The organism is Pseudoxanthomonas suwonensis, from assembly GCF_010093235.1.
Lineage (GTDB): Bacteria > Pseudomonadota > Gammaproteobacteria > Xanthomonadales > Xanthomonadaceae > Pseudoxanthomonas > Pseudoxanthomonas suwonensis.
The window spans coordinates 60995-84342 of the sequence record NZ_PDWP01000006.1; the positions used below are offsets into that span (position 1 = coordinate 60995).

Annotated in this window: 22 protein-coding genes and 1 pseudogene; 8 read left to right on the forward strand and 15 right to left on the reverse strand. The window is 63.6% G+C overall.

Features of this window, described 5'->3' with window-relative positions; genetic code table 11:
- Positions 1 to 103: 103 nt before the first annotated feature.
- On the reverse strand, positions 104 to 2056 hold the full coding sequence (locus CSC68_RS04005; RefSeq protein WP_162202217.1) for an OPT family oligopeptide transporter: 1953 nt from the start codon (positions 2054 to 2056) through the stop codon (positions 104 to 106).
- An 811-nt stretch (positions 2057 to 2867) separates the two neighbouring features.
- On the opposite strand from CSC68_RS04005, the gene CSC68_RS04010 reads away from it, so the two are divergent.
- A complete protein-coding gene (locus tag CSC68_RS04010; protein ID WP_162202218.1) occupies positions 2868 to 3377 on the forward strand; it encodes a hypothetical protein in 510 nt (169 codons plus the stop codon).
- 226 nt (positions 3378 to 3603) lie between these two features.
- On the opposite strand, the gene CSC68_RS04015 is transcribed toward CSC68_RS04010, so the two are convergent.
- The gene (locus tag CSC68_RS04015; RefSeq protein ID WP_162202219.1) at positions 3604 to 4227 is read right to left on the reverse strand and encodes a cation efflux transmembrane domain-containing protein; all 624 of its coding nucleotides are present in this window, start codon (positions 4225 to 4227) and stop codon (positions 3604 to 3606) included.
- A gap of 94 nt (positions 4228 to 4321) precedes the next feature.
- Here CSC68_RS04015 and CSC68_RS04020 point away from each other — a divergent pair, with 94 nt between their 5' ends.
- Complete coding sequence (locus CSC68_RS04020) at positions 4322 to 4717, forward strand: MerR family transcriptional regulator (RefSeq protein WP_095208871.1); 396 nt, start codon at positions 4322 to 4324, stop codon at positions 4715 to 4717.
- An 8-nt stretch (positions 4718 to 4725) separates the two neighbouring features.
- Here the strand turns inward: CSC68_RS04020 and CSC68_RS04025 are convergent, their stop codons facing one another.
- From CSC68_RS04025 to CSC68_RS15900, 9 genes and pseudogenes are all read right to left on the reverse strand, one after another.
- Positions 4726 to 5319 (reverse strand): cation efflux transmembrane domain-containing protein, encoded by a 594-nt coding sequence (locus tag CSC68_RS04025; protein ID WP_125111694.1) that lies wholly within the window; start codon positions 5317 to 5319, stop codon positions 4726 to 4728.
- Between the two features lies 1 nt (position 5320).
- Positions 5321 to 8497, reverse strand: coding sequence for an efflux RND transporter permease subunit (locus CSC68_RS04030; protein ID WP_162202306.1), 3177 nt, complete (start codon positions 8495 to 8497; stop codon positions 5321 to 5323).
- A gap of 22 nt (positions 8498 to 8519) precedes the next feature.
- The gene (locus CSC68_RS04035) at positions 8520 to 9491 is read right to left on the reverse strand and encodes an efflux RND transporter periplasmic adaptor subunit (protein ID WP_125111693.1); all 972 of its coding nucleotides are present in this window, start codon (positions 9489 to 9491) and stop codon (positions 8520 to 8522) included.
- Positions 9488 to 10767, reverse strand: a pseudogene (locus tag CSC68_RS04040) (TolC family protein). Before CSC68_RS04040 ends, CSC68_RS04035 begins: the two are co-directional and overlap by 4 nt.
- Positions 10768 to 10823: 56 nt before the next feature.
- Complete coding sequence (locus CSC68_RS04045; RefSeq protein ID WP_162202221.1) at positions 10824 to 11216, reverse strand: hypothetical protein; 393 nt, start codon at positions 11214 to 11216, stop codon at positions 10824 to 10826.
- 61 nt (positions 11217 to 11277) lie between these two features.
- Positions 11278 to 11379, reverse strand: a complete 102-nt coding sequence (locus CSC68_RS16135) for an SEC-C metal-binding domain-containing protein (protein WP_162202307.1) — start codon at positions 11377 to 11379, stop codon at positions 11278 to 11280.
- A 336-nt stretch (positions 11380 to 11715) separates the two neighbouring features.
- A complete protein-coding gene (locus CSC68_RS04055) occupies positions 11716 to 12141 on the reverse strand; it encodes an H-NS histone family protein (RefSeq protein WP_162202222.1) in 426 nt (141 codons plus the stop codon).
- A gap of 39 nt (positions 12142 to 12180) precedes the next feature.
- Positions 12181 to 13110, reverse strand: a complete 930-nt coding sequence (locus CSC68_RS04060; RefSeq protein WP_162202223.1) for an SOS response-associated peptidase family protein — start codon at positions 13108 to 13110, stop codon at positions 12181 to 12183.
- A complete protein-coding gene (locus tag CSC68_RS15900; protein ID WP_246193437.1) occupies positions 13111 to 13251 on the reverse strand; it encodes a hypothetical protein in 141 nt (46 codons plus the stop codon).
- A 139-nt stretch (positions 13252 to 13390) separates the two neighbouring features.
- Here CSC68_RS15900 and CSC68_RS04070 point away from each other — a divergent pair, with 139 nt between their 5' ends.
- The 6 genes from CSC68_RS04070 (at position 13391) to CSC68_RS04095 (ending at position 17830) form a co-directional block, all read left to right on the forward strand.
- Positions 13391 to 13639 carry a hypothetical protein gene (locus CSC68_RS04070; RefSeq protein WP_162202224.1) on the forward strand — a complete coding sequence of 83 codons (249 nt, stop codon included), beginning with the start codon at positions 13391 to 13393 and terminating at the stop codon, positions 13637 to 13639.
- Positions 13609 to 14010, forward strand: a complete 402-nt coding sequence (locus tag CSC68_RS16140; RefSeq protein ID WP_162202225.1) for a zinc-finger-containing protein — start codon at positions 13609 to 13611, stop codon at positions 14008 to 14010. The genes CSC68_RS04070 and CSC68_RS16140 overlap by 31 nt, the downstream gene beginning before the upstream one ends.
- A 204-nt stretch (positions 14011 to 14214) precedes the next feature.
- Entirely contained in the window at positions 14215 to 14607 is a 393-nt protein-coding gene (locus CSC68_RS04080; protein ID WP_162202309.1) for a LexA family protein, read from the forward strand.
- A 251-nt stretch (positions 14608 to 14858) separates the two neighbouring features.
- Positions 14859 to 15707, forward strand: a complete 849-nt coding sequence (locus CSC68_RS04085) for an HNH endonuclease (protein ID WP_162202227.1) — start codon at positions 14859 to 14861, stop codon at positions 15705 to 15707.
- Entirely contained in the window at positions 15700 to 16587 is an 888-nt protein-coding gene (locus CSC68_RS04090; protein ID WP_162202229.1) for a hypothetical protein, read from the forward strand. The genes CSC68_RS04085 and CSC68_RS04090 overlap by 8 nt, the downstream gene beginning before the upstream one ends.
- A 1-nt stretch (position 16588) precedes the next feature.
- The gene (locus CSC68_RS04095; RefSeq protein WP_162202231.1) at positions 16589 to 17830 is read left to right on the forward strand and encodes a Y-family DNA polymerase; all 1242 of its coding nucleotides are present in this window, start codon (positions 16589 to 16591) and stop codon (positions 17828 to 17830) included.
- 323 nt (positions 17831 to 18153) lie between these two features.
- Here CSC68_RS04095 and CSC68_RS04100 read toward each other — a convergent pair whose 3' ends face one another.
- The 4 genes from CSC68_RS04100 to CSC68_RS04115 are packed head-to-tail and all read right to left on the reverse strand — an operon-like array spanning position 18154 to position 23318.
- A complete protein-coding gene (locus CSC68_RS04100) occupies positions 18154 to 18549 on the reverse strand; it encodes a hypothetical protein (protein ID WP_246193438.1) in 396 nt (131 codons plus the stop codon).
- A gap of 48 nt (positions 18550 to 18597) precedes the next feature.
- The gene (locus CSC68_RS04105; protein ID WP_162202234.1) at positions 18598 to 20439 is read right to left on the reverse strand and encodes a hypothetical protein; all 1842 of its coding nucleotides are present in this window, start codon (positions 20437 to 20439) and stop codon (positions 18598 to 18600) included.
- The gene (locus tag CSC68_RS04110) at positions 20432 to 22021 is read right to left on the reverse strand and encodes a site-specific integrase (RefSeq protein ID WP_246193439.1); all 1590 of its coding nucleotides are present in this window, start codon (positions 22019 to 22021) and stop codon (positions 20432 to 20434) included. The genes CSC68_RS04105 and CSC68_RS04110 overlap by 8 nt, the downstream gene beginning before the upstream one ends.
- Positions 22008 to 23318: a site-specific integrase gene (locus CSC68_RS04115; protein ID WP_162202236.1), complete on the reverse strand. Its 1311-nt coding sequence runs from the start codon at positions 23316 to 23318 to the stop codon at positions 22008 to 22010. Before CSC68_RS04115 ends, CSC68_RS04110 begins: the two co-directional genes overlap by 14 nt.
- Positions 23319 to 23348 lie beyond the last annotated feature (30 nt).

Consider the following 23348-nt stretch of genomic DNA (forward strand, 5'->3'; position numbering starts at 1 on the left):
CTCCTTGGTTTGAAGGCGATCCCGGATGCTAGGCAGCGCCGCCGGGCCGGCGCAAAGGCGGAAGGTCATGCGGCCTTCCGCCCGGTTTGCCGAGCCTGCCGGCTCAGCCCGCCTGTTCTGCGCGCTTGCCGGTGCGGTACAGCAGCCAGCCGACCACGAACAGCACCACCAGGCCGACCCACTGCGCCGCCTTGCCCAGGTCCACCGGCAGCGCCAGCACCTCGGCATCCTGGGTGATCACGATCGGCAGGGCGATGGCGATGCCCATCAGCGCCTCGCCGGTGATCAGGCCGGCCGAGAACAGCACGCCGGGACGGTGCACGCGGTCCAGGCCGGCCTCGTCGTCGTCGCGGACCTTGTGGAAACGCTGCACCAGGTGCGCCAGCAGGCCGCCGAGGAAGATCGGGACCATCAGTTCCAGCGGCAGGTAGATGCCGATGGCCGCGGCCAGCACCGGCACGCGGAAGCGCTTGCCGGTCTTCTTCAGCCAGCCGTCGATCGCGATCACGATCGCGCCGACCACCGCGCCGATGCCGATCATGGTCCACGGCAGTTCGCCGCCGAACAGGCCCTTGGCCACCGAGGCCATCAGGTTGGCCTGCGGCGCCGGCAGGGTCTTGGAGCCGATGCCGTAGGCCTCCTGCAGCAGGTTCAGCACCGGGGCCATGATCAGCGCGCAGGAGAAGGCGCCGATGCCCAGCATCAGCTGCTGCTTCCACGGGGTCGCGCCGACCAGGTAACCGGTCTTGAGGTCCTGCAGGTTGTCGCCGCCCACCGCCGCGGCGCAGCACACCACCGCGCCGATCATGATCGCCGCGACCGCGCCCAGCGGCGCGCCGCCGACCTGGTTCTGGCCATCGGCGCCCAGCAGGATCAGCAGCACCACCGAGGCGAACAGGATGGTGGCGATGGTGATGCCCGACACCGGGTTGTTGGACGAGCCGACCAGGCCGGCCAGGTAGCCGGACACCGAAACGAACAGGAAGCCGGCCACGATCATGATCAGGGTCATGGCGAAGCTGGCCACCCAGAAGCCGACGATGGCGTGGTACAGCAGCCACAGCGGCACCACGAAGGCGACCAGCGCCACCAGCATCCACTTCATCGGCAGGTCGCGATCGGTCTCGGCGATGGCCGCGCCGTGCATCGCGCCCTTGCGCGCGGCGGCGAAGCCGCTCTTGATGCCGGCCAGCAGCGAATTGCGCAGCGAGAACAGGGTCCACACGCCACCGATCAGCATCGCGCCCACGCCCAGGAAGCGGATCTTGGCCGACCAGATCGCGAAGGCCGCGTCCTCGGCCGGGGCGCCCGCGATGGCGCTGGCCAGGGCCGGGTCGCTGTCGAGGAAGAAGGCGTGGTACAGCGGGATGGCGACGTGCCAGGACAGGATCGCGCCGGACAGGACCACGATGCCGACGTTCAGGCCCACGATATAGCCCACGCCCAGCAGCGCCGGCGACAGGCCGGTGCCGAGGTAGCCGATCACCTTGTTGTTGGCGAAGTAGCCGGCCACCGCCCAGCTGTCCGGGATCAGGCGCAGGCCGTTGGCCGCGGCCAGCTTGACCAGGCCGCCGATGGCGGCGGAGATGCCCAGGATCTTCAGGCCCGGCCCGGGATTCTCGCCGGCCTTGAGCACCTCGGCCGCGGCCTTGCCCTCGGGGAACGGCAGCGGCTCCTCGACGATCATGGTCCGGCGCAGCGGCACCGAGAACAGCACGCCCAGCAGGCCGCCGAGGCCGGCGATGCCCAGCACCCACCAGTAGTCGAAGTCCGGCCAGTAGCCCATCAGCACCAGCGCCGGGATCGTGAAGATCACGCCAGCGGCGATCGACGAGCCGGCCGAGGCACCGGTCTGGACGATGTTGTTCTCCAGGATCGTGCCGCCGCCGAGCAGGCGCAGCACGCCCATGGAGACGACCGCCGCCGGGATGGCGGTGGCCACGGTCAGGCCGGCGAACAGGCCCAGGTAGGCGTTGGCCGCCGACAGCACCACCGCGAGCACGATGGCGAGGACGACGGCGCGGAAGGTCAGCTGTGGCGCACCCTGGCCGGCCATTCTGTTTCCCCTGCAAACAAAGAGGCCGCCACGTTACTCGTCCCGGCGCCGGCAGGTCCAGTAGTACCGGGGCCGGAGAGGCCACGGCCGCCCAAACGCAGCGCGGACGGCCAGCAGGCCGTCCGCGCCGGGAACCATACGGTCGCGCGCGCCACCGCAGGGTGGCGCACACCAGGATCAGAACGGTTGTGCACACATAAGTGTGCGCCCTAGGACGCCGAACGGCGTCCCAACCATTTGATCTTGTTGACATTCTCTTGGCAAGGGCCTACTCCTTGATCTACTAGTTGACCGCTACCTGTAGAGAACGTAGCCGCAGCGGTCGATTTTAGCGTGTTTTCTCACCACTTCCTGCCACCCCTTCAGAACGCCTCTAGAGGAGCCCCCCCCCCGCTGGCATCCCGTCAACCCCAACCGCCATCGTCGAGCGGATCGCGCCCTTGGCAGATGCATTCGCTGGCACGCGGCAACATGGATGGATAGATGCAAACCAGATCTACCCCAACAATGACGTCCCGTATGCAATGGCGGAACGCACGCAAGTCTCTACGGACGACGGGCCGGAGCACTGATCATGGCAGGTGGCTTCCTGATCAAACCACCACAGGGCGAATCCCCGCGCCTATACGTCGGACGCGATGCCGTGTTCTTGGCGCACTACTTTCCAACCAACGAGGATTCAAACATAGCTCTTGATGCCGGCTGATCCGCGTTATTCCTGACTGGACAGGATTCGCGCGGCTAGAGACGAGCGCCGAAAATTCTGACAGAGGACCTTCCGTTACTTTGATCCCCCAGGGGAGTTCAATGCATGCGCACCTTCGCAACGTTGGTACTTCACGAACAGAATGGTCAGCCGGCGATTGGATACCGTGCGGAGACGATTAGCCAGATCGCTCGTGGCGATTTGGCCGAAGGAACGCAAGCGGCATGGGAACTGCGATGCTGGACGCCAGTTATCACGCGGCTTGGCCATGGGGTGAAATCGGACGAACTCGTCGCACTTGTCGGCGCCACCTTTCGGCTAATTGACCATTGCCTTGGCGACGGAACCCCATTGGACATGGTAAGACGATTTCAATGTGCCGGTGACGGAGTTGTTACCGGGATTCCTGGCATGCAGCCTCTCGATGAGCACCTAATGATCTGGAGCAATCAGGCAGCGCTGAATGACGTGTTCTTGCAGACCAGACAGGTCAGCATCGCGCAGCTCCAAACGACGGGCCAACAACTCCAGCGGGCCATCAAGGAGATAGCGGATATCAAAGATAAGGTATTTGGGCCACTAGCCACCAACCCCTCGGTTCCGCGAGAACAATGACCGCCTCTTCCACTATCTCCATGTCCGCTTCCGGCCAGAAGCGGACGTTCTGGCTGACCCGAACTGCCGCTTCGAATCCACTCTTTCAGAGGGTCGGCAGGGATTCGTGTAAAAAACGGCCAAAGGTGAGCTAACTGCCTGTCATAGCTGACTTTCTTGGCCGCTCCAGCCACGCTTCAGAACGGAGCATTTCTTCTTCGAGGACCGGACAACGGGCCGTAACTCGTTATTTCACCTCGTCCCGGTAACTCCGCCAAGCCATGCGGAGTACCCGAGCGGAGGACCGCAGAAACATCAGCAACAGTCCACCGGCGATGACCAGATCGGGCCAGCCGGCATCGAACAGCCACACGCCGGCGGCTGCCAGCAGCACCGCAACACCCTCGTACAGGTCATTGCGCGAGCACTCCCAGGCCGATGACATGTTCACGTCGCCAAAGCGGTACGGGGTAAGCAGCCACAGGCACAAGGCGTTGAACGCAAGATTGATCACGGCGGCGATGCCGATGGCCTCGAAGATCGGCACCTCCGGGTGGGCCAGGCGCCAGCCGATCTGGATGGCGACCGCAACCGCGGCACCGAGGATCAGCAATCCCTTGAACAACGCCACCCTGGCCTTGGCGCGCAGGCTCGCGCCGATCACTGCCAGGCTCAGCAGATAGGTCAACGCATCACCGAGGTTGTCGAGGCTGCCCGACAGCAACGAGGACGAGCCGCTGTAGATCGCTGCGGTGATCATCATCACGAAGCTGGCGATGTTGATTGCCAGCACGATCATCAACCCGCGCCGCTGCCCCGCCTCCAGGGCGCGGATATCCACCGTGCTTCCGCAGCCGCACGAATCACTCATGATCATGTCTCCGAGTCGAGCGGGCGTCCGAGGATTTGCGGCCCGCTTCCAGGTCGGCGATCCTAAACCCCGGAGTCGCTACAGAGTCAAGCCCATGAAGATCGGAGAGGTCGCGGAGCGCAGCGGGTGCCATCCCGAAACCGTGCGCTACTACGAGCGCATCGGGTTGTTGCCTGCCCCGCCGCGCACGGCGGGCGGGTATCGCGACTACCGTCCCGCCGACGCGGATCGGCTGCGCTTCATCAGCCGCGGACGCGAACTGGGCTTCTCGCTGGAGGAGATCCGCAGCCTGCTGGGCCTGGCCGAAGACGACGGGTTGTCCTGCCAGGATGTCGACCGTCTTGCCCGCGGGCACCTGCTGGACATCCGGAACCGGCTAAACGACCTTCAGCGGATGGCCTCGGAGCTCGAACGGGTGATTGGCAGTTGCAGCGGCGGCGAGCGCGGCCAGTGCGCCATCCTCGACACGCTGCGCCACCCGCCATCCTAGGTCGGCACTCAAGCGTTCTCTTCGCCACGGGCATCCTGCAGGATCTCGATGCCCCCTTTCAGGGCGATCGCCGCCACTGCGAGCCCCACGACGAGGTCGGGCCAGGCCCGCCCGGTCCACAGCACCAGTCCGCCACCCACGAGCACGCCTGCGTTGGCGATGAAATCGTTGGTGCTGAAGGTCGTCGCGGCACGCACGTTCACATTGGCCTGCCGGATTTTCTTGAGCAGCCACACGCATGTCGCGTTTACCAGGCCGGCCCCCAGCGCCATCACCATCATCGTCGTACCAATGGGCTCGGCGTCACCCAGGAACCGACGGCCCACGTCGACCAGGATCCCAGCGGCGAACAGGATCAGCAGCCAGCCGGACACTTTGGCCGCCGACCGTTTCCAGGCTTGTGAGCGACTGAGTGCGAGCAGGGTGATGATGTAGACGGCGCTGTCGGACGCATTGTCCAGTCCATTTGCGATCAGAGCGCTTGAGCCGGCGGCGACGCCCGTGACCCCAAACCCCGCGGCAAGCGCGAGGTTCAGGGCGAGGACGATCAACAGGATCCGGCGCTGGTGCGCGTCGTGTATCTCGATCTTCTCTTCACTCAACTCAGTGGGCCTCCAGTTGCGGCTTCGCTGCGTCGCCGCGATGCAGAAGACGGTAAAGGGTGGGCAGGACAAGCAGGGTGAGCAGCGTTGAAGACACGATCCCGCCGATCACGACGGTGGCGAGCGGACGCTGCACCTCCGCGCCCGCGCCGACATTGAGCGCCATGGGGACGAAGCCGAGCGACGCGACCAGGGCGGTCATCAGCACGGGCCGCAGCCGCCCGAGGGCGCCGTTGAAGACCGCGTCGTCCAGCGACTGGCCTTGTTCGCGCAGGTTGCGAATGAAGGCGATCATGACCAGGCCGTTGAGCACGGCCACGCCGGACAGCGCGATGAAGCCGACGCCTGCGGTGATCGACAACGGGATGCCGCGCAGTGCCAGTGCGGCCACACCGCCCGTCAGGGCCAGCGGCACCCCGCTGAACACGATCACCGCATCCCTGGCCGAGCCAAAGGCCATGAACAACAGGCCGAAGATGAGGACCAGGGTCACCGGTACCACGACGGCGAGCCGTTGGCTGGCCGAGATCAACTGCTCGAACGTGCCGCCGTAGTCGATCCAGTAGCCCTCCGGCACGTTCACCTGCTGCCCGACGCGCTGCTGCAGCTCTTCGACGAAGCTGCCCAGGTCGCGATCACGCACGTTGGCGGTCACCACCACCCGGCGCTTTCCGTTCTCGCGGTTGATCTGGTTGGGCCCCAGCAGGCTTTCGACCCTCGCGACCTCCCGCAACGGTATGGTTCGCGCAGTTGCCCAACTGGGGTCCAGGCTCGATCTGTCCGCGTTTGCATCGTCGGACAAAGGGATCGGCAGGTCCTGAAGGGCCGCCGGATCGACGCGCATCTGTTCCGGCAACCGGACCACGATGTCGAACCGGCGGTCGCCCTCGAACAGCTGGCTGGCAACCTGGCCACCGACCGCGGTGGCAACGGTCTGCTGCACAACCCCGGGATTCAAGCCGAAGCGCGCAAGCGCCGCACGATCCGGCACGATCGTCAGCAGTGGCAAGCCGGTCGCCTGTTCGGTCTTGACGTCGGCTGCGCCCTCGACCTGCCTGGCAACGGCCTCGACCTGTTCGGCCACCTCGACCAGCGTGTCCAGGTCATCGCCGAACACCTTGACCGCCACGTCCGCACGCACGCCGGAGATCAGCTCGTTGGTCCGCATCTCGATCGGCTGCGTGAACTCGTAGTTGTTGCCTGGGAGCGTCGCCACCGCCGCCTCGATCTCGTCGAGCAGTACGTCCTTGGGCTTGCGTGGGTCGGGCCACTGCCCGCGTGGCTTCATCATCAGGAAGGTGTCGGCGACGTTTGGTGGCATCGGGTCGGTAGCCACCTCGGCCGTGCCGATCTTGCTGAACACCCGCTCCACTTCGGGAAGCTGCATCAGCCGCTCCTCCACGGCGAGCTGCATCTTCACCGACTGCTCCAGGCCAGTGCCCGGGATGCGGATCGCATGCATGGCGACGTCACCCTCGTCCAGGCTGGGAATGAACTCGCTGCCCAGGCGCGTGGCGACAAGCAGGGACACGGCAACCAAGACAAACGCCCCGGCAAACACCCAGTTCTGCCGACGGAGCGACCACGAGAGCAACGGCTTATAGCCGCGTCGCACCCACTGGACCAGCCGGTTCTCCTTCTCCTGGACCCGGTTGCCCATGAAGATCGCGATGGATGCGGGAACGAAGGTGAGTGACAAGACCATTGCACCGGTGAGGGCCAGCACCACCGTGATCGCCATGGGATGGAACATCTTTCCCTCGATCCCGGTCAGCGCGAAGATCGGCAGGTACACCGCGGCGATGATGAACATGCCGAACAGGCTGGGCCGGATGACCTCGACCGTGGCGGTAGCGGTCAGGTCGTTGCGCTCCTCGCGCGTCAGCGACCGGCCAAGCCGATGCTGCATCTCGCCAAACCGGCGCAGGACGTTCTCGATAATGATGACCGCGCCATCGACGATCAGGCCGAAGTCGAGTGCACCCAGGCTCATCAGGTTGCCGGACACGCCGCCGCGCACCATTCCGGTGATCGTGAACAGCATGGCCAGGGGAATGACGGCTGCGGTGATGAGCGCGGCGCGGAAGTTTCCCAGCAGCAGGAACAGGACCACGATCACCAGCAGGGCGCCCTCGACCAGGTTCTTCGAGATGGTCTGCATGGTGCGTTCGACCAGCGCAGTGCGGTCGTAGACCGCCGTCGCGGTGACGCCTTCTGGCAGGCTCGCGTTCGCGTCCTGCAGCTTCGCCGCCGCGGCCTGCGCGACGCTGCGGCTGTTGGAGCCGACCAGCATCGACACGGTGCCCAGCACGACCTCTTCGCCGTTCTGGGTGGCCGCGCCCGTACGAAGCTCCGGGCCTTCACCCACCTGCGCCACGTCCGCAACCCGGATCGGCAGGCCTTCGCGCCGGTCCAGCACGATGTTGCGGATCTCGTCGATCCCGCCGACCTGGCCGGGCACGCGCACCAGGTACTGCTGGCCGTTGCGCTCGATGTAACCGGCGCCCATGTTCTGGTTGTTGGCGGCCACCGCGTCGACGATGTCCTGCAGCGTGAAGCCGAGTGCGACCAGCTTGGACGGGTCCGGCGTGATATGGATCTGCCGCTCGAAGCCGCCCATCGTGTTGACTTCGGTCACCCCCGGGGTGTTGCGCATCTGCGGCCGGATGACCCAGTCCTGCAGGGTGCGCAGGTCGGTGGGGCTCCACTGGCTGCCATCCGGCTTGGTCGCGTCGGGCGCCGCATCCACGGTGTACATGAAGATCTCGCCCAACCCGGTCGAAATCGGGCCCATTTCGGGCTCCAGGCCCTCCGGAATCTGCGAGCGGATCTGCTGCAGGCGCTCGGCCACCTGCTGCCGGGCGAAATACAGGTCGGTGCCGTCCTCGAACACGACGGTGATCTGCGACAACCCGTACCGGGACAATGAGCGCGTGTAGTCGAGACGGGGCAAGCCGGCGAGTGCCGTCTCAATCGGATAGGTGACCCGCTGCTCGGATTCCAGTGGCGAGTAGCCGGGCGCCTCGGTGTTGATCTGCACCTGGACGTTGGTGATGTCCGGCGTTGCATCGATCGGGAGCCGGGTGAAGCTCCAGATGCCCACACCGATCAGCCCGAGGGTCAGCACCAGCATCATCCAGCGATGCCGAATCGAGAACCGGACGATCCGCTCCAGCAGACCGGCCTGGCGGACTGTGGTGTCAGTGGTCATGCGACGCGCCCTCCTTGCCGATGTCCGCCTTGATCAGGTAGCTCTCCGCGACGACGACCTCCTCGCCGCCGCTCAGGCCCGAGAGGACCTGCGCCCGCGTGGCATCGCGGGCGCCGAGTTCCACGTGTCGGGCCAGGTACGTCTCGCCTTCACGTACGAACACGGCGTCCTGGCCATCCATCGACTGCAGCGCGGTCAACGGCACCATCAGGTCAACCGGCTGCTGCGCGACGGTGATCCGCGCCTTGACTGCCGTTCCCGGCCGCCACTGGTTGTCGGCGTTGTCGATCGTTGCGCGGGCGACTGTGCTCTGGCTGGCCGTGGCCATGCCCGGGAGCACACGTTCGAGCGTGGTGTGGACCGTCTCGCCATCGCTCATGCGGGTGACCGCGACCGGCACGCCAGGCTGGATGTGCTGGGCGTCGGCGCCAAAAATGTGGAGGTCGACCCAGAGCTGCGAGAGATCGGCGATCTGGAACAGGGGCGCACCCTCGCTGGCCAGGCCGCCGACCGAGGCACTGCGCTCGACGACCACGCCGGAGATCGGCGCGGCAACGCTGTAGGTGCTCAGGCTCAGGTTGCTCTCGATCGTCGCCAGCGTCTGCCCGGCGCGGACCGGGTCGCCGACGTTGGCGCGCAACGAACGGATCGGGCCAGGGAAACGGGCGGTGACCTGCGCAACACGACCCTCAACCGGGGTCAGCAGGCCTTGCACCTCATGCTCGTCGGCGATCACGCCGGGGCCGGCCGGCTGGGTCTTGATACCGGACTTTTCAGCGATTTCCGCAGGGATGACCGTGCTGGCGACTTCATCCGCCTCATGGCCGTGTTCGTCGGCCTCCGTTCCGTGGTCGGCGGCGTCGTTCGCATGTGCGTCCTTGGCCGGCTGGTCCGGCTCGCCACCGCAGGCTGCGAGGACCAAGGCCAGCGCCAGTGCCGGAATCAGGTGGACAGGCTTCATGGGGTTGCTCCTTGGTTGTGTTGCAGGCCCGGGCCGGCGACGAATGCCTGGCCGGTCAGCCGCTGGATCTCGATCAGGGCGCGCTGGGCTTCCAGCGCCGCCGCCAGCTGTTGCTGCCGTGCGGCGGCGTGCTCCGCCTGCAGGCTCGACCACTCCAGATAACTGGCGGCGCCTGCGCGGTACGCGGTGGCGGCCGCGGCTTCGGCCTTGGCCAGACGTGGAAGCACGTCCTCACCTAGCCGCTGTGCTTCCAGGCGGGCCACTTCGAAGCGGCCATGCGCCTCAGCGAGGGTGGAGTAGAGCGACAGCCCCATGGCCTCCCGTTCGATTTCCAGCGCTGTCAACTCGGCGCGTGCGGCACGGATGCCCGGCTGTGCCCGGCGGGTGGTGCCCAGCGGGATCGAGACACTGCCGACCAAGCCGAAGTCATCGCCGTCCGCCATCCGTCGCACGCCCACCTGCCAGTCGAAGTCTGGGGTCGCTTCGCTGCGTGCCAGCTGCAGGCGCGCCTCGCAATGCGCTGCTGGTCGACGAACTGCGCCAGCTCGGGAGTGCGTTGCAACCAGTCGGCGAGTACCGCGAAGTCCGCGATCTGGGGCACGGCGAGCAGATCGCCCCCGACGATCTCGAATGCGGGATTTCGCTCGCCCCACAGGGCCGCGAGATGCTGGCGGGCGGCCGCCTGACGTTGCCGGGCGCGGGCGCGATCCAGTTCCGACCGCGCGAGGGCGGCCTGGGCGGTGAGTACGACCGATTCCGGCGAAGCGCCGGCCTCGTGACGCCGGCGCGCCGCAACAACGGTGCGTTCGCGCTGGTCGACGTCCAACTGCGCAAGCTCGCCTTCGCGTTGCGCACCGACGACCGCCAGGTAGCGGCGGGCCACTTCGGCCAGGAGATCCAACCGCTGCGCTTCGCGCTCGATGGCCAGCGCGTCGATGCGGCTTTGCGCGAGCGTGCGGCGGGCATCGAGCTTGCCGCCGCGCTCCAGCACGGAGGCGAGGCTCAGCGTGATCTCGGCGCCATCCAGGCCGCTGGCCGGACCGGTACCGAGCACGTTCTCGACCTCGGCTCCAGCGACCAGCGCCGGGCGCAACGAGGAGCGATCCAGTTCGGCTTTCAGGGCCTCATGGCGGGCGCCAAACAGGCGCAGATCGGGGTGTGTATCGGCAACGCGGAGGAAAGCGTCGTCCAGGGTGAGGGGGTCGGCGGCGTGCGTGGGGAATGCCACGGCACACACGGCGACGAACGCGGCCAGGGCCGCTGATCGCAAACGCATGGGGGTTGCTCCGATGAATCGAATTGACGGGAGTCGGCATCAGGCCGACGGCGCGGTCATCCGAAGATCGGAGGCTTGAATGGGCTCGGCAGACGCAAGGCGGCCGGGGGCGACGCTTTTTCGACCCCCATTCGACCGGCGACCGGTTGAGTGGAAAATGAATCCAGAACCGGCAACACGGCCGCGGCTGAACCACAGCAATGGGCGAAATCCAGCAACAGGTGCAACGTCTCCGATCCGTCCTGATCGTGCGCGTCCGCCGCGGCGAACTCCGGGTCCAGATCGTTGGCATGCGGGCCGTGGCTGTGCGCGCCAGACGGATCGTGCGCGAGCTCATGCATCTCGCCGGCGGCTGTCATCACCGGTTGGAACGCCAGCCCCAACGCAAGCACACCCAGCACGACGACGCGCAGGAGCGGCAACAAGAAGCGGGGATGCAGGCGGGTCATGGCCGCGCAGTGTACCTGCGGATGATGGGGTTATACAATTCCGCTGAATGCGTCGAGAGGGCTACAGGGAAAAGGCGCGTTCCAGTTGTCGGCCATGGCACCGCTTGTACTTGTTTCCGCTGCCGCACTGGCACGGCTGGTGATCGCGCAGCCTCGACGACAGTGCGTGTCCAGGAACTGGTGCGCCTGCTGCAGCGGTTCGATTTCATGCGCGGGGACACTGACCTCGCCGGGAGCCGCCGGGATGCCCCGGCTCAGTCTCTTCCTGGAGGCTCTTGCCGTTGCATGGGCTGCTAGCCCTTCGATGGCAGACAACAATACCCGGACTGCGCTCTACGAGGTCATGCGGTCGGGCTTGGCTGCCTGAGTGATCCGTGGGACGAAGTGGTGCGCGATGTTCCAACGAGACGTCCGCTTTGGGTCGGAAGCCGCCCTTCCCCACGCCCCATAGCGGCCCCTGATCGTCGCACGTCCTTGCTGCGACGAAATCGGCCATACATCAATCGGAATCCGTCTTTGCCTTGTAGACGGTTCGCCGGCCGATCGATCTAGCATTCTTCACAGTGGGCCGCGCGAGCCCGGGTATGAGGTAGTCCGCAACCCGCGCGCCGCGCCGTACCTTGTTGGCAAGCCAGCGCGGCATCAATCCGCGGCCCGACCAAGTATTCCGCCTATTCTCTGGATCCCGGTATTTTGGGGGAACCTTCCCTTGCTTCTGCGTCCGAGCTCCCTTCGCAACCACAGGAGGCGCTTGCGAGACGTCAAAGATCTCAGAAATCGCATAGCCGTAGGAGTCGGCCAGCGCAACGAGCTCACTCCGGACTACAGAAAGCGGCCTTCGGCGTGATAAGAGTGCTTTCCGCTTCTCCGCCGCGAGCAAAAGCGATTCAATCTCTGACAGGCTGAGCTTCTCGATATTCTTCATGTGCCAAGCGTCGAGTCGGGAGCCGCACTAGGCGGACCATTATGCCGCCTCCCGGTGCTCGTAATACGGGTGCCGCTTGTCGTCGAAGATGGCCTGCATTGCCGCTAGGTCCTTGCCAGGCTTGAGCCAGGCGTCGACGTGCTCGGGTCGGATGTTGATGATGGTCCGATCATGGCCTGCCGCGGCCACCTCGGGCTCGGGTTCGTCGGTGATAGCGGCGAACGACAGCAGGTCGGGCAGCTCGCCCTTGGGATCCGTCCACTTCGACCACAGGCAGGCGATGAGCATGGGCTCGTGGTCGCGCGGGGTGAAGGCCAGCACCTGGTTCTTGCCGTCGACCTCCACGTTCTCGTAGAACACGTCGGCCACCATCAGGGCGTGCTGCTGGCCGAAGAGATCCTTCCAGAAGCCTTCGAGATTGTCCCGCCGGGCGTTGTAGGTGCCCGGGAACTTGGTGTCGTAGAACGCGGGCTTTCCAGCGGGCCGACACTGGTAGCGCATCGGCTTCACCACCCGCTCCCCGTCTTCCATGACCATGACGGGTACGAAGTAGCCGGGGAAGATCCGCGAGTCGCTGGACTTGGGCTCGGTGCGCTTGAGCGTGTCGATGCGGGCCTGGATCCGGGCCATCTTGTCCGTGCCAATGCGCACGTCGTCCTGGGCCTTCTTGGTGAGTTTTTCCAGCAGCTTGCGCTGCCCGTCGGCCACCCGTTTTTTCTGCTTGAACAGCTCTTGGGACAGATTCGTCATCTCGTCCGCATCCCAGGCCCGGATGAACTTGGCCACCTCGTCGGGCCCGGACTGTAGGAGGTCGATTTCCATGGCTCGCGGGACCTTCGGGCGCTTGGCATGCGGATCCTTGCCCAGATCCCGCCAGAACAGCTTCACGTAGTCCCGGATGGCCATCTTTGAGCCGGTCTGCCGCTGGAACTTGCGGAAGCCGGCGAAGACCTGGGCGGAGTAGCACATTCAATCCTCCTCGCAGCCGAGCTCCATGTATGACATGTAGCGCCCGTGCTGAGCCAGCATGGCCGCCAGTCGTTTCCCCACGGCTTGGCCGTGCTCGCCCGCCTGGTCTTCGATGACGTCAGCCACCCCGGCGAACGCCATCCAGAACTCCCCGTGGTCGGGCTAGTCCGCGATGAGCTGGGGCAGGCTGGCTTCCAGCTCGTCGAGCTGGGCCGTGAGCGCCGCGAGCGTGACCATGAGGGTCCTCCAGGGGCGGGGATCTCGGGTCTATAGTAGGCCGATGGACGACGCCCTCAAGTCAGCGCTGCGCGCATTCCAGCTGGGCACGCGACACGAGCACTGGTATGGCAAGACCTACGGCCAGTTCTGGGAGTGGTTCTCCGAGCAGGAAAGGGCCTTGCTGGCCCAGGCCTCGCCCGAGGACGAAGAAGCGCTGCGCGAGGAACTGTTGGAGCTCACGGCCGACTGCGACGACGCGGGCTATGCGGTGCCCGACGAATGGTCGGATCGGGTGATTCAGCGCCCCTGAGCGTGGCGTGCCCCTACTGCCAGCGGCCGGCCCAACTGCTGCGCTGGCAGGAGGCGGGCTATCCCTACCCCGCGGACTGGGGCCCGGCGTGGAAGTGCGCGCCTTGCGACGCCTACATCCGCTGCTACCGCGGCACCACCACCCCATTGGGCACCCTGGCCGACGCCGACACCCGGCACTGGCGCCACCTGGCACACCAGGCCCTGGACCCGCTGTGGCAAGGGGGGCAGGAATCGCGCTCGTCCGTGTATCGTTGGCTGGCCGTCGAGCTGGGCGTGCCCGAACCCCAAGCCCACATCGGCCGGCTGGACCCGGACGGGTGCCGCCAAGTCATTGCCGCCGTGGCTGGGCGAGGCCGTGGGGATCGCTAGGACGCCCTGTTCAGCGAAATGCTAATGGCCTTCCCGAGCCGGGACTCCTACCCTGTTGCCCCGCCTTGAGCGGGGACCGTCCCCCTGATCCTGATCTTTATGTCTGAAGTTGCTGCCGTCTACCGCCTGCCCCGCCGCCTGCCTGACCCACCTGGGCTGTTGGGCGCGTGCGTGCCTGACCCATCGCGGATGCCCCGGCCGGTGATGCCCTTCCGCGCCACCTGCGGCTTCCCCTCCCCGGCTGAGGATTTCTACGGCCAGGGCGACGATCTGGACCTGAACGAGCTGGTGATCGCCAACCCCGCGGCCACGTTCTTCGTCGAAGCCGACACGGGCACATCGATGGTGGAGTTCGGCATCTTCCCCGGCGACACGCTGGTGGTGGACCGCTCGCTCACGCCTCGGCATGGCGACGTGGTCATGGTGTTGTGGGACGGCGGCTACACCGTCAAGCAGTGGTGGCCAACTGCCCAGGGCCTGGAGCTGCGTTCGGGAAGCCCGCAGCACGCCCCCATCCGGGTAGGCCCGGAGGAAGAGGTCGAGGTGTGGGGCGTGGTGACCTGGTCGTTTCGCAAGCAGTTCCGCCGGAAGCGCTGACGACAACGCCCCCGAAGGGGCGTTGAAGGCTTATCGGCGCTCGGAGGAGGGGACTGCTCCCGGCCCACCTGGGTGAGCATTGGCCTGAACCGCGGGGCCAGTGTCCCCGACGCGCGAAGGCGTGGCCATCGGGCTTTGCCCCGGCGGGGGTAGGACTTCGCCACCGGGGTCTGTAAGTCCTTGCCAGGCCGGCAGTCTCGGCCGGTGAGAGCGACGGGCCTACCCTGTCCGTCCCGGCAGCGGAGGCGATGATGGACGGCAAGGCAATCAAGGCACCCCACACGGTGCGCACCGCGCCCGCGGGCGCGTGCATCTACTGCGGGGCCACCGGGGGCCGCCTGACCGATGAGCACGTCGTTCCAAAGGGCTTGGGCGGCACGTTGGTGCTGCCGCAAGCCAGCTGCGACGATTGCGCCCGCCTGACCTCGCAATTCGAGATGCGCGTGCTGCGTGGGTTTCTCGACCGCGGCCGCCAGGCCATGGGAATCAAGGGTCGCAAGAGCCACAAGCGCCAAGCTGCAGACACGATCACGCAAACATTCATCCAGGCCGACGAGTCCACGTTCGACCACGACGTGCCGTGGAACGAGGGCGTCAAGGTGATGCACTTGCCGGTCTTCGTCCTGCCCGCCTTCCTCGATCCACGGCGTGAGATGGATCCTACCGTGAGCAAACTGGAAGTCATGGCGCTGGACACGCTTCATTTCGGTGTCGGCCAAGGCGAGCTCGTGCGCGAATACCAGGCCCAAGGCATGCGCTTCGAGGATCAGATGGACTTGTGGGCATTCGTCAAAATGCTGGCCAAGATCGCGCACAGCTATCACGTGGCGGTTGACGGCCTCTTCCCGCTCGAGCAAAGCCCTCTGGTGCCCATCATCCTGGGCCAGCGCTCCGACGCGCTGAACTGGATTGGCACGATGCTGACGGACACCCTGCCCTCCGCCGGGCAAGCCCTTCATCTGCTCCATCATGCGCCGCTGGAATCCGAAGACCGGAGCCAGGCTTGGGCGGTGCGCATCAAACTGTTTGCGCCCGATCCCACTCCTACTTATGCCTTGGCTACACGCCTATCACTACCTCAGGACACAACTCATGGATGATCGCATCGCGAAGTGGAAGCACCTCTTTGACGAAGACGACAACGGAATCTCCAAGTCGCTGTCAAAGCTCGCATGGGATCTGACGGCATTCACCAGCCTGGTGGAAATCGTTCGCCGAGCCTCGACAGTCGACGGCGAAAAGCAACTCAACAGCATGCTGTTGGAAATGCTCGTCTCCGGCTTCTGGGTCAACATGATGCAAGGAGTTCGGCGGCTTGTAGACCGCGAAACGATTCATGGCGCTCGCGGAGTGTGTTCGATCGCCGGATTGGTGGCCGACGTCCGGTCCGTTCGATCCAAAGTCAGTCGTCGCGTCTTCGTCGAGAGCATTGCAGGTGTGGACTACAACTATGCGGTGCTAGAGGCCGAAGAGTTGAGATTCATGCTAGGCCACGCGCCCGGGCAGCCCATCGCCTTCGCTCGAGACGCAGCGCCCGAGCCTTCAATCCGTCGCCATCAGCTCTTTGACTGGCTAAGTGGCACTACCCCCGGAACCAGCCGGCCGGATGATCTGATTCGCGAAGAGGTGTTTGACAAGCTAGAGGCCCGCCTGACCGCCCTTGATCGGATCGTCGATCACGTCAACGTGGAGATCGCACACGCTGCTACCGAGTTCAGCCGGAGCGGTCGCATGCTGGAGAGATGGAATCTCACGGACGCAAAGAACACGCTCAAAGAACTAGTCCAGATCGCCGAATTGGTCGGAGAGTGGTTCTGCTACAGCGGAGTCGGAAGCGTCCTGCCTACTCCCCAGTTCGATCAGTTCGCTCATCTTGATAAGCCGTTCTTTGTCGGCGATACGCTGCCCCTCCAGCAAGCTTGGGACACGATGGGGGAAGAGATAGCTACTTGGCACCACATCGACGCCGAGGATCTCTGACTTGCTAGGCTTGGTCGATGGCAACAACTTCTATGCCTCGTGCGAGCGGGTGTTCGACCCGACCTTGCGCGGCCAGCCCGTGGTCGTGCTGTCAAACAACGACGGGTGCGCCATTGCCCGAAGCAATGAGGCGAAGGCCTTGGGCGTGAAGATGGGCCAGCCCATCCATGAGGTGCCCTCCCCCATCCGCCGGCAGCTGAAGGTCCGCTCGGCCAACTTCGCGCTGTATGGCGACCTGTCGGGCCGGGTGGTGTCGATCCTTCGAGACCTGTTCCCCGCCGTGGAGGTCTACTCCATCGACGAGTCGTTCGTGTCGTTCGACAGCATTCCCGCACACGAGCGGACGCGGGTCGCCACCGAAGCCCGCGCTCGCATTCGGCAGTGGACGGGGATCCCGTGTTGCGTGGGCATCGGATCGACCAAGACCCTGGCGAAGCTTGGCAACAAGCGGGCGAAGTCGACGGTGGCGGGCGTGGAGGAAGTCAGCAGTGCGGTGCAGCTGACCGAGTTTCCGGTGGAGGATGTCTGGGGTGTGGGCCGGAAGTGGGCGGCCCGGCTAGGCGCCGAAGGCATCTTCACGGCGGGGGACCTGGCCCAGGCCGACCCCGACACCCTCAGGGCTCGCTATGGCGTGGTGCTGGCGCGCACGCAGCGCGAGCTGCAGGGCATCGCCTGCGCGCAGCTGGAAGAAACCGAGCCGGACCGGCAGCAGGTCGTGGTGTCCCGCTCCTTCGGTCGCGAGGTCGTGGACTTCGACGACGTGAGCCAGGCGGTGGCCACCTTCGCCATCCGCGCGTGCGAGAAGCTGCGGGCCCGATCGCTCCAGGCGTCGGGCGTATGGGTGTGGCTCAACACAAACGCATTCAAGCCTGGCGCCAAGCAATACCACCCCAGCCGCGCCATCCCGCTCATCACCCCGTCCAGCGATACGCGCGAGGTCTTGGCGGTGGCCCAGGCCCTGGTGCGCTCGATGTATCGGAAGGGCTACGCCTACAAAAAGGCGGGCGTCGGCCTGCTGGACCTGACCCACGGGGACACCCACCAGGCCGACCTGTTCGCGGGCGTGGACCCGCGGTCGGAGAAGCTCATGGCCGTGCTCGACCAGGCCAATCGGCGCTTCGGCCGAGGCACGATGGGATTCGCATCGGCCCACGGGCGCACCCAGGCCCAGTGGCACATGCGGCAGGAGCATTTATCGCCCTCGTACACCACGAAATGGAGTGACTTGTTAAGGGTGCGCTGAAGCAATCTCCTGCCGCGCTCGGATACCCTAACCCCGGACTCTAAAGCCGACCGCTACTGAAGGCGGGGGGACGTCGGAGCTCCTAGAGATCTGCAGAGCAATCGGCATAGATCTCACTTCCTTCATATCGGACTTTCAGAAGGCCGCGGATGCATTGCCAAGGCGCCACCCCCGCCAGGCAACCAGAACTGGAGTTCCCAGGACCAGGCGGCGCCGAGAATGATCGGGATAGTCACGGTTCTCGTGCCTGGGGGAGCATATGCAACCGCCATACTTCGATCCGGAACTCGCTGCAGTTGAGCGAGCCCCCGCCATCGCCACACCTACTTTTTTTTCGTTGGTTCTTGACGGCGGCCAGAGCGATTCACCTCTGGCAATGGCTTATCCAATGCAAGCAGATCCATGCGCACGTTGTTCGCATAGGCGTTGTACTGCCAACGCCTGAACTGATCCAACAGAAGACCGTTCGTCTCTTCCAGTCGCTTAACTTGTGCCTCAAGTTCAACAATGCGGCGGGTGGCGGCATCCAGCGTGTAGTTCCTCGGCAGAGACTCTCGCGTTTCGCGCAGATCTTGTTGCCGCTGCTGGAACCGTTCTTTGATTGCAGGGTAAAGGTACATGGTGTGCTTTGAGATCGAGGACACGCCCAGCACCTTGGCGACACGCTCACAAAACAGTGGCCAAGTGAGCTTCCCTTCCCAGCGATCCAACTCCCGCATGACCTTCGGTAATGTGGTCTTAGTGACTATTTGCTTTGGCATGGCGATTCAAGTCAGAGCCAAGGGAATCGTCTTCGGATTGAGTGCCTCTACGGACGCTACTTCAACCACGCCAAGGTCGATGAGGGCACGTCGAACCGGTGATGGATCGTGCCCATCCGGAATTCTGAGAACCGAGCCCTCCGGGACGTCTGGATGCTCCAATGACATCCGCATCGCTTTGACGTGGGCCAGCTTCCATTTGTGGTTGTCTATCCAGCGCTCGGCACCAAAATCTCCGTCCTCATGCGCCTGCTGCGCCCTGACGAGCAATGCTTCAGTCTGGGCCTCAAGCAGGCGGATGCGATCCAGCGTGATGTGGTCGCCTTTGATGCAAACGTGTTCCTTACACGTCATGCATTCACGTTGCTTCTGGCATGGCGCCATGGCGTAGTCATGCACGCACATGCCGTACAGTGTCGTCTTCGCGGTTCCTAGCCGATCGACACCCAGCTCTTGATACGTCACGGGTTGACGTTGCTTGATTCGCTCAAGCACGGATGCAGGGCGGACAGTAAGCAGCTCTCTCGCCCCTTCCAGCCGCTCCTCAGGCGAACGATGATCATAGTGCCGGTTGTCGGAAACCTTCGCACGCCCTGCCCACTGCGCCAGAGTGTAGTCGTCCATTCCAGCACGCTCTGACAGTGTGCTGAGCCAGTGCCGCAGCTGATGCGACGTAAGCTTGATCCGGCTCCCATCCGATGCGTACAAACCCATCCGATCAAAAATGGAGGCGCTAGACCGAGCACCGAGACGAGCATTCACCTCGTTCGCGCTGGGCAACCTCCATGAGTCAGCTCGAACGGACCTATCGCGATTGAATTCATTCTCTCGATGCAGGCAAAGAGCCTCGCAAGTGTTGAGCGACTCCTTCTTATCCAGGAATGGCCAATGGAGCCCGCCATATCTCTTGATAGCCTCTGACGCCGCTAGCGATCCTTCTGCCTCTCTCAGGGCGGCATGTGCGGCCTCACGCGCAGGAGCGCCAATCTCGACGAGACGTCGGACCGCTTCTTTCACGACGTCGTGCATGGCAGGCACGACCCACTTCTTCGTCGCACCCTTACCCTTTGCTGCGTCCCACCGTAGGAACATTTGCTGCGAACCAGCTTGATCCTCCTCCCACTGAATACAGCCGACAGGAAGCTTAAGGACCTCGGAAATCCTCCCAGGGGCCACCATGAGCAGAATGAAGATCGACGAGTAGAACCGACTCTCAAGATCGTCGGCCAGCGCGAACGAGTCAGCAACGACGAGCATCTCCTCATTCGAGGGCATTCTCGATTTCCGGTGTTTCTCCCCCGCCTCGCCAAGATCTTCCGTGAGTATGGTTGGCTTCTTAAAAGGCGATCTCCATACGGGCAACGATGGGACCAAGTTCTTTTCTCGCAAGAAATCGAACATGGACTGCAGCTGCAGACCCGTCTTATGGTGCACTTCTCCGCTGCTATATAACTCTCTGCACTTTACGGCACAGACGTCCATCACCGCGCCATTCAGCAGAGCAACGTCAGCTCGACCGCAGGACGACAGCAACGCCACTTCCACGCACCGAAGTGCCTGTAGCATCATCGCCAGGCTCTTGACTGGCTTGTGGCTAAACCTGTATCGAATATACGCTTTGGCGAACTGCATGTAAGGTTCGGCCAATGGCGTGAATGCGTACGAATTCAGCGATGCTGTCTTCGTCGCGAACACAACAACAGTCTCGCCTTGCTGCCACTTGTTGGCGTCCCAAGCGCCACCGTCACCAAAGGCAGTCAAGTCCTCTCGCGCCAGACGGATAAACTCCTCGAGATTCTCTCTAGCATCAAGCTCCGCGCGGGGCACAAACTGAACGACATCACCCATGAGTGCCAGCCTCCAGAACGCTGGTCTTCAGCGCGTGAGATTTAGCCTCCTTGCACATCAGCACACAATGCTCCACGGCAAGGATCAACTGATCATTGGCGGTCACAATGGCATCCGGACAACCGGCCTCCCGAACGCGACCCTTCTCCGCGTAGAGATCCTCCAACACCTCCTCGTGGGGCCCGTCGACCCACGGCTGGAAGTGAAAACAGGTGTAGCAGGCACGGTAGCCACTGGCGCAGAACCCATAGTTCCCGCAGGTTCCTACTGCGTTCTGACGATCGTTCGGAACTCGACTTCTTGGGTCTTCTCCTCGGATTGCCTCACGCTCCGATCGGACAAGCGTGCCAAGACACGCTTGCGCGAATGGCGCGAGCTGGGGCCCCACCAGCTCGTTGATGATCACCGCCTCCTGCGCGGTGTTCTCGGTGTATACACGCACATTCTGGATGTCAGAATGATCCAGCAGTTCAGCGATCACGAATGCCCCGAATCCTTCGCGGCGAAGCTTGGTACCACGTGTGTGTCGAAATCGTATTGCCGACAACCGAATGAACTCGCCAGTACGTTCCGATCGCGCAGTCGACGCTGTTGCGCAACGCTGAAGCGCTGAATCTAACGAAGCGATCTTTACATGCAACTGATCGGGGGCTCGCCCAATCAAAAGGTCCGTAAGCTCGTCCACATCCCCAACACTCTCGAGGTGCTTTCGGTTGATGAATATCGGCACTTCATCCACCAATGCAGAATCGAGCTTTCGCCCTATGGCCTCAGCAACTTCGGCAACCGACCTGCGGTGCTGTTGCCTCAGCACTAGATACAGGTCTTCAAGAATGGCAAGAGAGCGAAATCCCCCACGAAAGCCGACGCCGCGCTGCTTGGCTCGCGGAATGTTGAGCCTGAACATCGGGGCACCGTTGCCAGCCTCCCTGATCAAATCCCGGCCACGTAGCGCTGCAATCTGGACGGGACGTCGCGCAGTCATCGCCAAAGTGAGCAGGTAGGTGTAGTCCTCAAACGCGATGTCCTGGCGCACCACCGCGACGTTTGCCCAATCCAAGAGCGCCGCCATCTCCAAGTCGGTGTAGGGGCCGCTCTCGGGGCAACCACTGGCGACGGCAACTCCTTTCTGATTTCCCGCTATACGCCAGCCTTGAAGCAGATCCACGACTTCCTCGGTGATGCCGTCGAACCCGTAGTCGTTCCAGGCAAGCAAGAATCCTTTCAGTCCTCCCAGCTGCCATTGCTCGTCAACCCCAAGGCTCGCCCGCCAATTGATGAGGTCAGTGACGGTTACCTGCGACGCCTTAGTGTCCCGCAAGTATCGCTTGAAGCGCGTCTCCATATTTCGCGTGTGACGAGCGGATGCCTCCTCCGCATACCGCAGGAGTGTGGCGCGGAATCCAGCTTCAGAAACCGGATCAATGGCTCTCGGAAGAACCAGTGATATCGTCACGTCCTTGTTTAACTGCCAATATTCATCGGACGGATCGAACGTATAACCGTCCTTAGAGACTGCGAGAGGAGACGATGCACTTTTGGAATTGATTTTCTGAGGGCTAACGCGGCTAATCATGGTCATCCTTGAAAGTCTCTATACGTTTTGATCCTTCCTGGATCTGTCGAGCAGCCCTGTCGCTGGCTTCGCGAACGTGACGCTTGTTATACACCGCTCCTGATGCCTTGTTGCGGTGACCGTTCAGGAATGCCCGAACGTCTTGCTCCCGGCCCTCACTAATCGGCGCCACGCCGGAGCCATTTTCCGACCTGACCCGAGCATTGTGTTTGTCAATGCTGACGGAAAGTTCGTAGTTGAAGTGGTGCCGAAGGGCGTGCGGATGGATGGCCTTAAAGGCGGAATCCACCTCGCGCATTCGGGGAAAGATCTGACTACTGAGGGCGGAAGCGGAGAGCGGCTTACCCCACGTACTACCCTTACGATGTGAGACCAGCAGGTATGGATGCTTCCTGGCTGGAGCAATGGTGGGGCGCACCTTCAGCATGTAGCGATCGATCTGGTTAGCGAGCGCTTCAGGAATCGGTAGTGGACGCTCCCGAGTCTTGGTTACAGGCTGATAGGGTCGCGGGTCATGCTTATCGTCCTGGTTACGCCGAACCCAGACGTACGGCTCATGTCCTAAATCGATCTGTTCTAGTCGCAGGCTCAGCAGTTCCCCTCGACGCATCCCGGTGTGCCTCAGCAACCCGAAGATGATGCTGTTTCGGAGTTGAACTTCCGGATTCAGGAATGGGTTGCGAGGGTCACCCTCGGCACCTACTTCCATGAATCGCTCGACCAGATCGGAAGGGGGCGAACGCAGATCGGGGTCTTCGTCCTTCTGCTTGGCCAATCCTCGAGGCCGATGCTTACGGATGGCCTTGGCCATCCTCGCAATATCCTGTGCAATCCGGGTCGAGTTCTGATGCTGCGTGAGGACTGACGCGGTGAACTCCAAGTAATCGGCGAACGTGCTGATGCGATTGAAGTGTTGTTGCCCGACGATAGTGGTTTGCGCGGGGATTGAAGCAACTCTCGCCTCAAGGAAATCCACAACCGCGCCACCTCGCTTCTTTGAGCCGGGTCCAATGGGCTTCAGTTTCCGCATATCGAGCTTGGCAAAGTCTCGCAACGAGACAACATCTGCCAGCGTGAGGAAGCGTCCAGTGCGGAACTCTGCGATCAAGTCCCGACTATTGGCCTGTTCCCAGCGATGGAGCACGACGAGATCGGCAAGCTTGTTCCGGATCGTGTTGACGGCTGCCCCTGCATTCCGGAGCTGCGAGGTTGCGAACAGGGTCGGATAGAAGAGCGGGACGCCCTGCTCATCGTGAAGCATCGGGACGCGTTCTCCCCCAGCAAGCACATGGACTGACAGCATGGCGCCCCTTTCTATGCTGTTCCTACATGT

Bases quoted from the DNA above. Each gene is read 5' to 3' on its own strand.
- CSC68_RS04005 (WP_162202217.1), bottom strand. From the start codon at position 2,056: ATGGCCGGCCAGGGTGCGCCACAGCTGACCTTCCGCGCCGTCGTCCTC.
- CSC68_RS04010 (WP_162202218.1), top strand. From the start codon at position 2,868: ATGCGCACCTTCGCAACGTTGGTACTTCACGAACAGAATGGTCAGCCG.
- CSC68_RS04015 (WP_162202219.1), bottom strand. From the start codon at position 4,227: ATGAGTGATTCGTGCGGCTGCGGAAGCACGGTGGATATCCGCGCCCTG.
- CSC68_RS04020 (WP_095208871.1), top strand. From the start codon at position 4,322: ATGAAGATCGGAGAGGTCGCGGAGCGCAGCGGGTGCCATCCCGAAACC.
- CSC68_RS04035 (WP_125111693.1), bottom strand. From the start codon at position 9,491: ATGAAGCCTGTCCACCTGATTCCGGCACTGGCGCTGGCCTTGGTCCTC.
- CSC68_RS04045 (WP_162202221.1), bottom strand. From the start codon at position 11,216: ATGACCCGCCTGCATCCCCGCTTCTTGTTGCCGCTCCTGCGCGTCGTC.
- CSC68_RS04055 (WP_162202222.1), bottom strand. From the start codon at position 12,141: ATGAAGAATATCGAGAAGCTCAGCCTGTCAGAGATTGAATCGCTTTTG.
- CSC68_RS04060 (WP_162202223.1), bottom strand. From the start codon at position 13,110: ATGTGCTACTCCGCCCAGGTCTTCGCCGGCTTCCGCAAGTTCCAGCGG.
- CSC68_RS15900 (WP_246193437.1), bottom strand. From the start codon at position 13,251: ATGGCGTTCGCCGGGGTGGCTGACGTCATCGAAGACCAGGCGGGCGAG.
- CSC68_RS04070 (WP_162202224.1), top strand. From the start codon at position 13,391: ATGGACGACGCCCTCAAGTCAGCGCTGCGCGCATTCCAGCTGGGCACG.
- CSC68_RS16140 (WP_162202225.1), top strand. From the start codon at position 13,609: ATGGTCGGATCGGGTGATTCAGCGCCCCTGAGCGTGGCGTGCCCCTAC.
- CSC68_RS04080 (WP_162202309.1), top strand. From the start codon at position 14,215: ATGCCCTTCCGCGCCACCTGCGGCTTCCCCTCCCCGGCTGAGGATTTC.
- CSC68_RS04085 (WP_162202227.1), top strand. From the start codon at position 14,859: ATGGACGGCAAGGCAATCAAGGCACCCCACACGGTGCGCACCGCGCCC.
- CSC68_RS04090 (WP_162202229.1), top strand. From the start codon at position 15,700: ATGGATGATCGCATCGCGAAGTGGAAGCACCTCTTTGACGAAGACGAC.
- CSC68_RS04100 (WP_246193438.1), bottom strand. From the start codon at position 18,549: ATGCGGGAGTTGGATCGCTGGGAAGGGAAGCTCACTTGGCCACTGTTT.
- CSC68_RS04105 (WP_162202234.1), bottom strand. From the start codon at position 20,439: ATGGGTGATGTCGTTCAGTTTGTGCCCCGCGCGGAGCTTGATGCTAGA.
- CSC68_RS04110 (WP_246193439.1), bottom strand. From the start codon at position 22,021: ATGACCATGATTAGCCGCGTTAGCCCTCAGAAAATCAATTCCAAAAGT.
- CSC68_RS04115 (WP_162202236.1), bottom strand. From the start codon at position 23,318: ATGCTGTCAGTCCATGTGCTTGCTGGGGGAGAACGCGTCCCGATGCTT.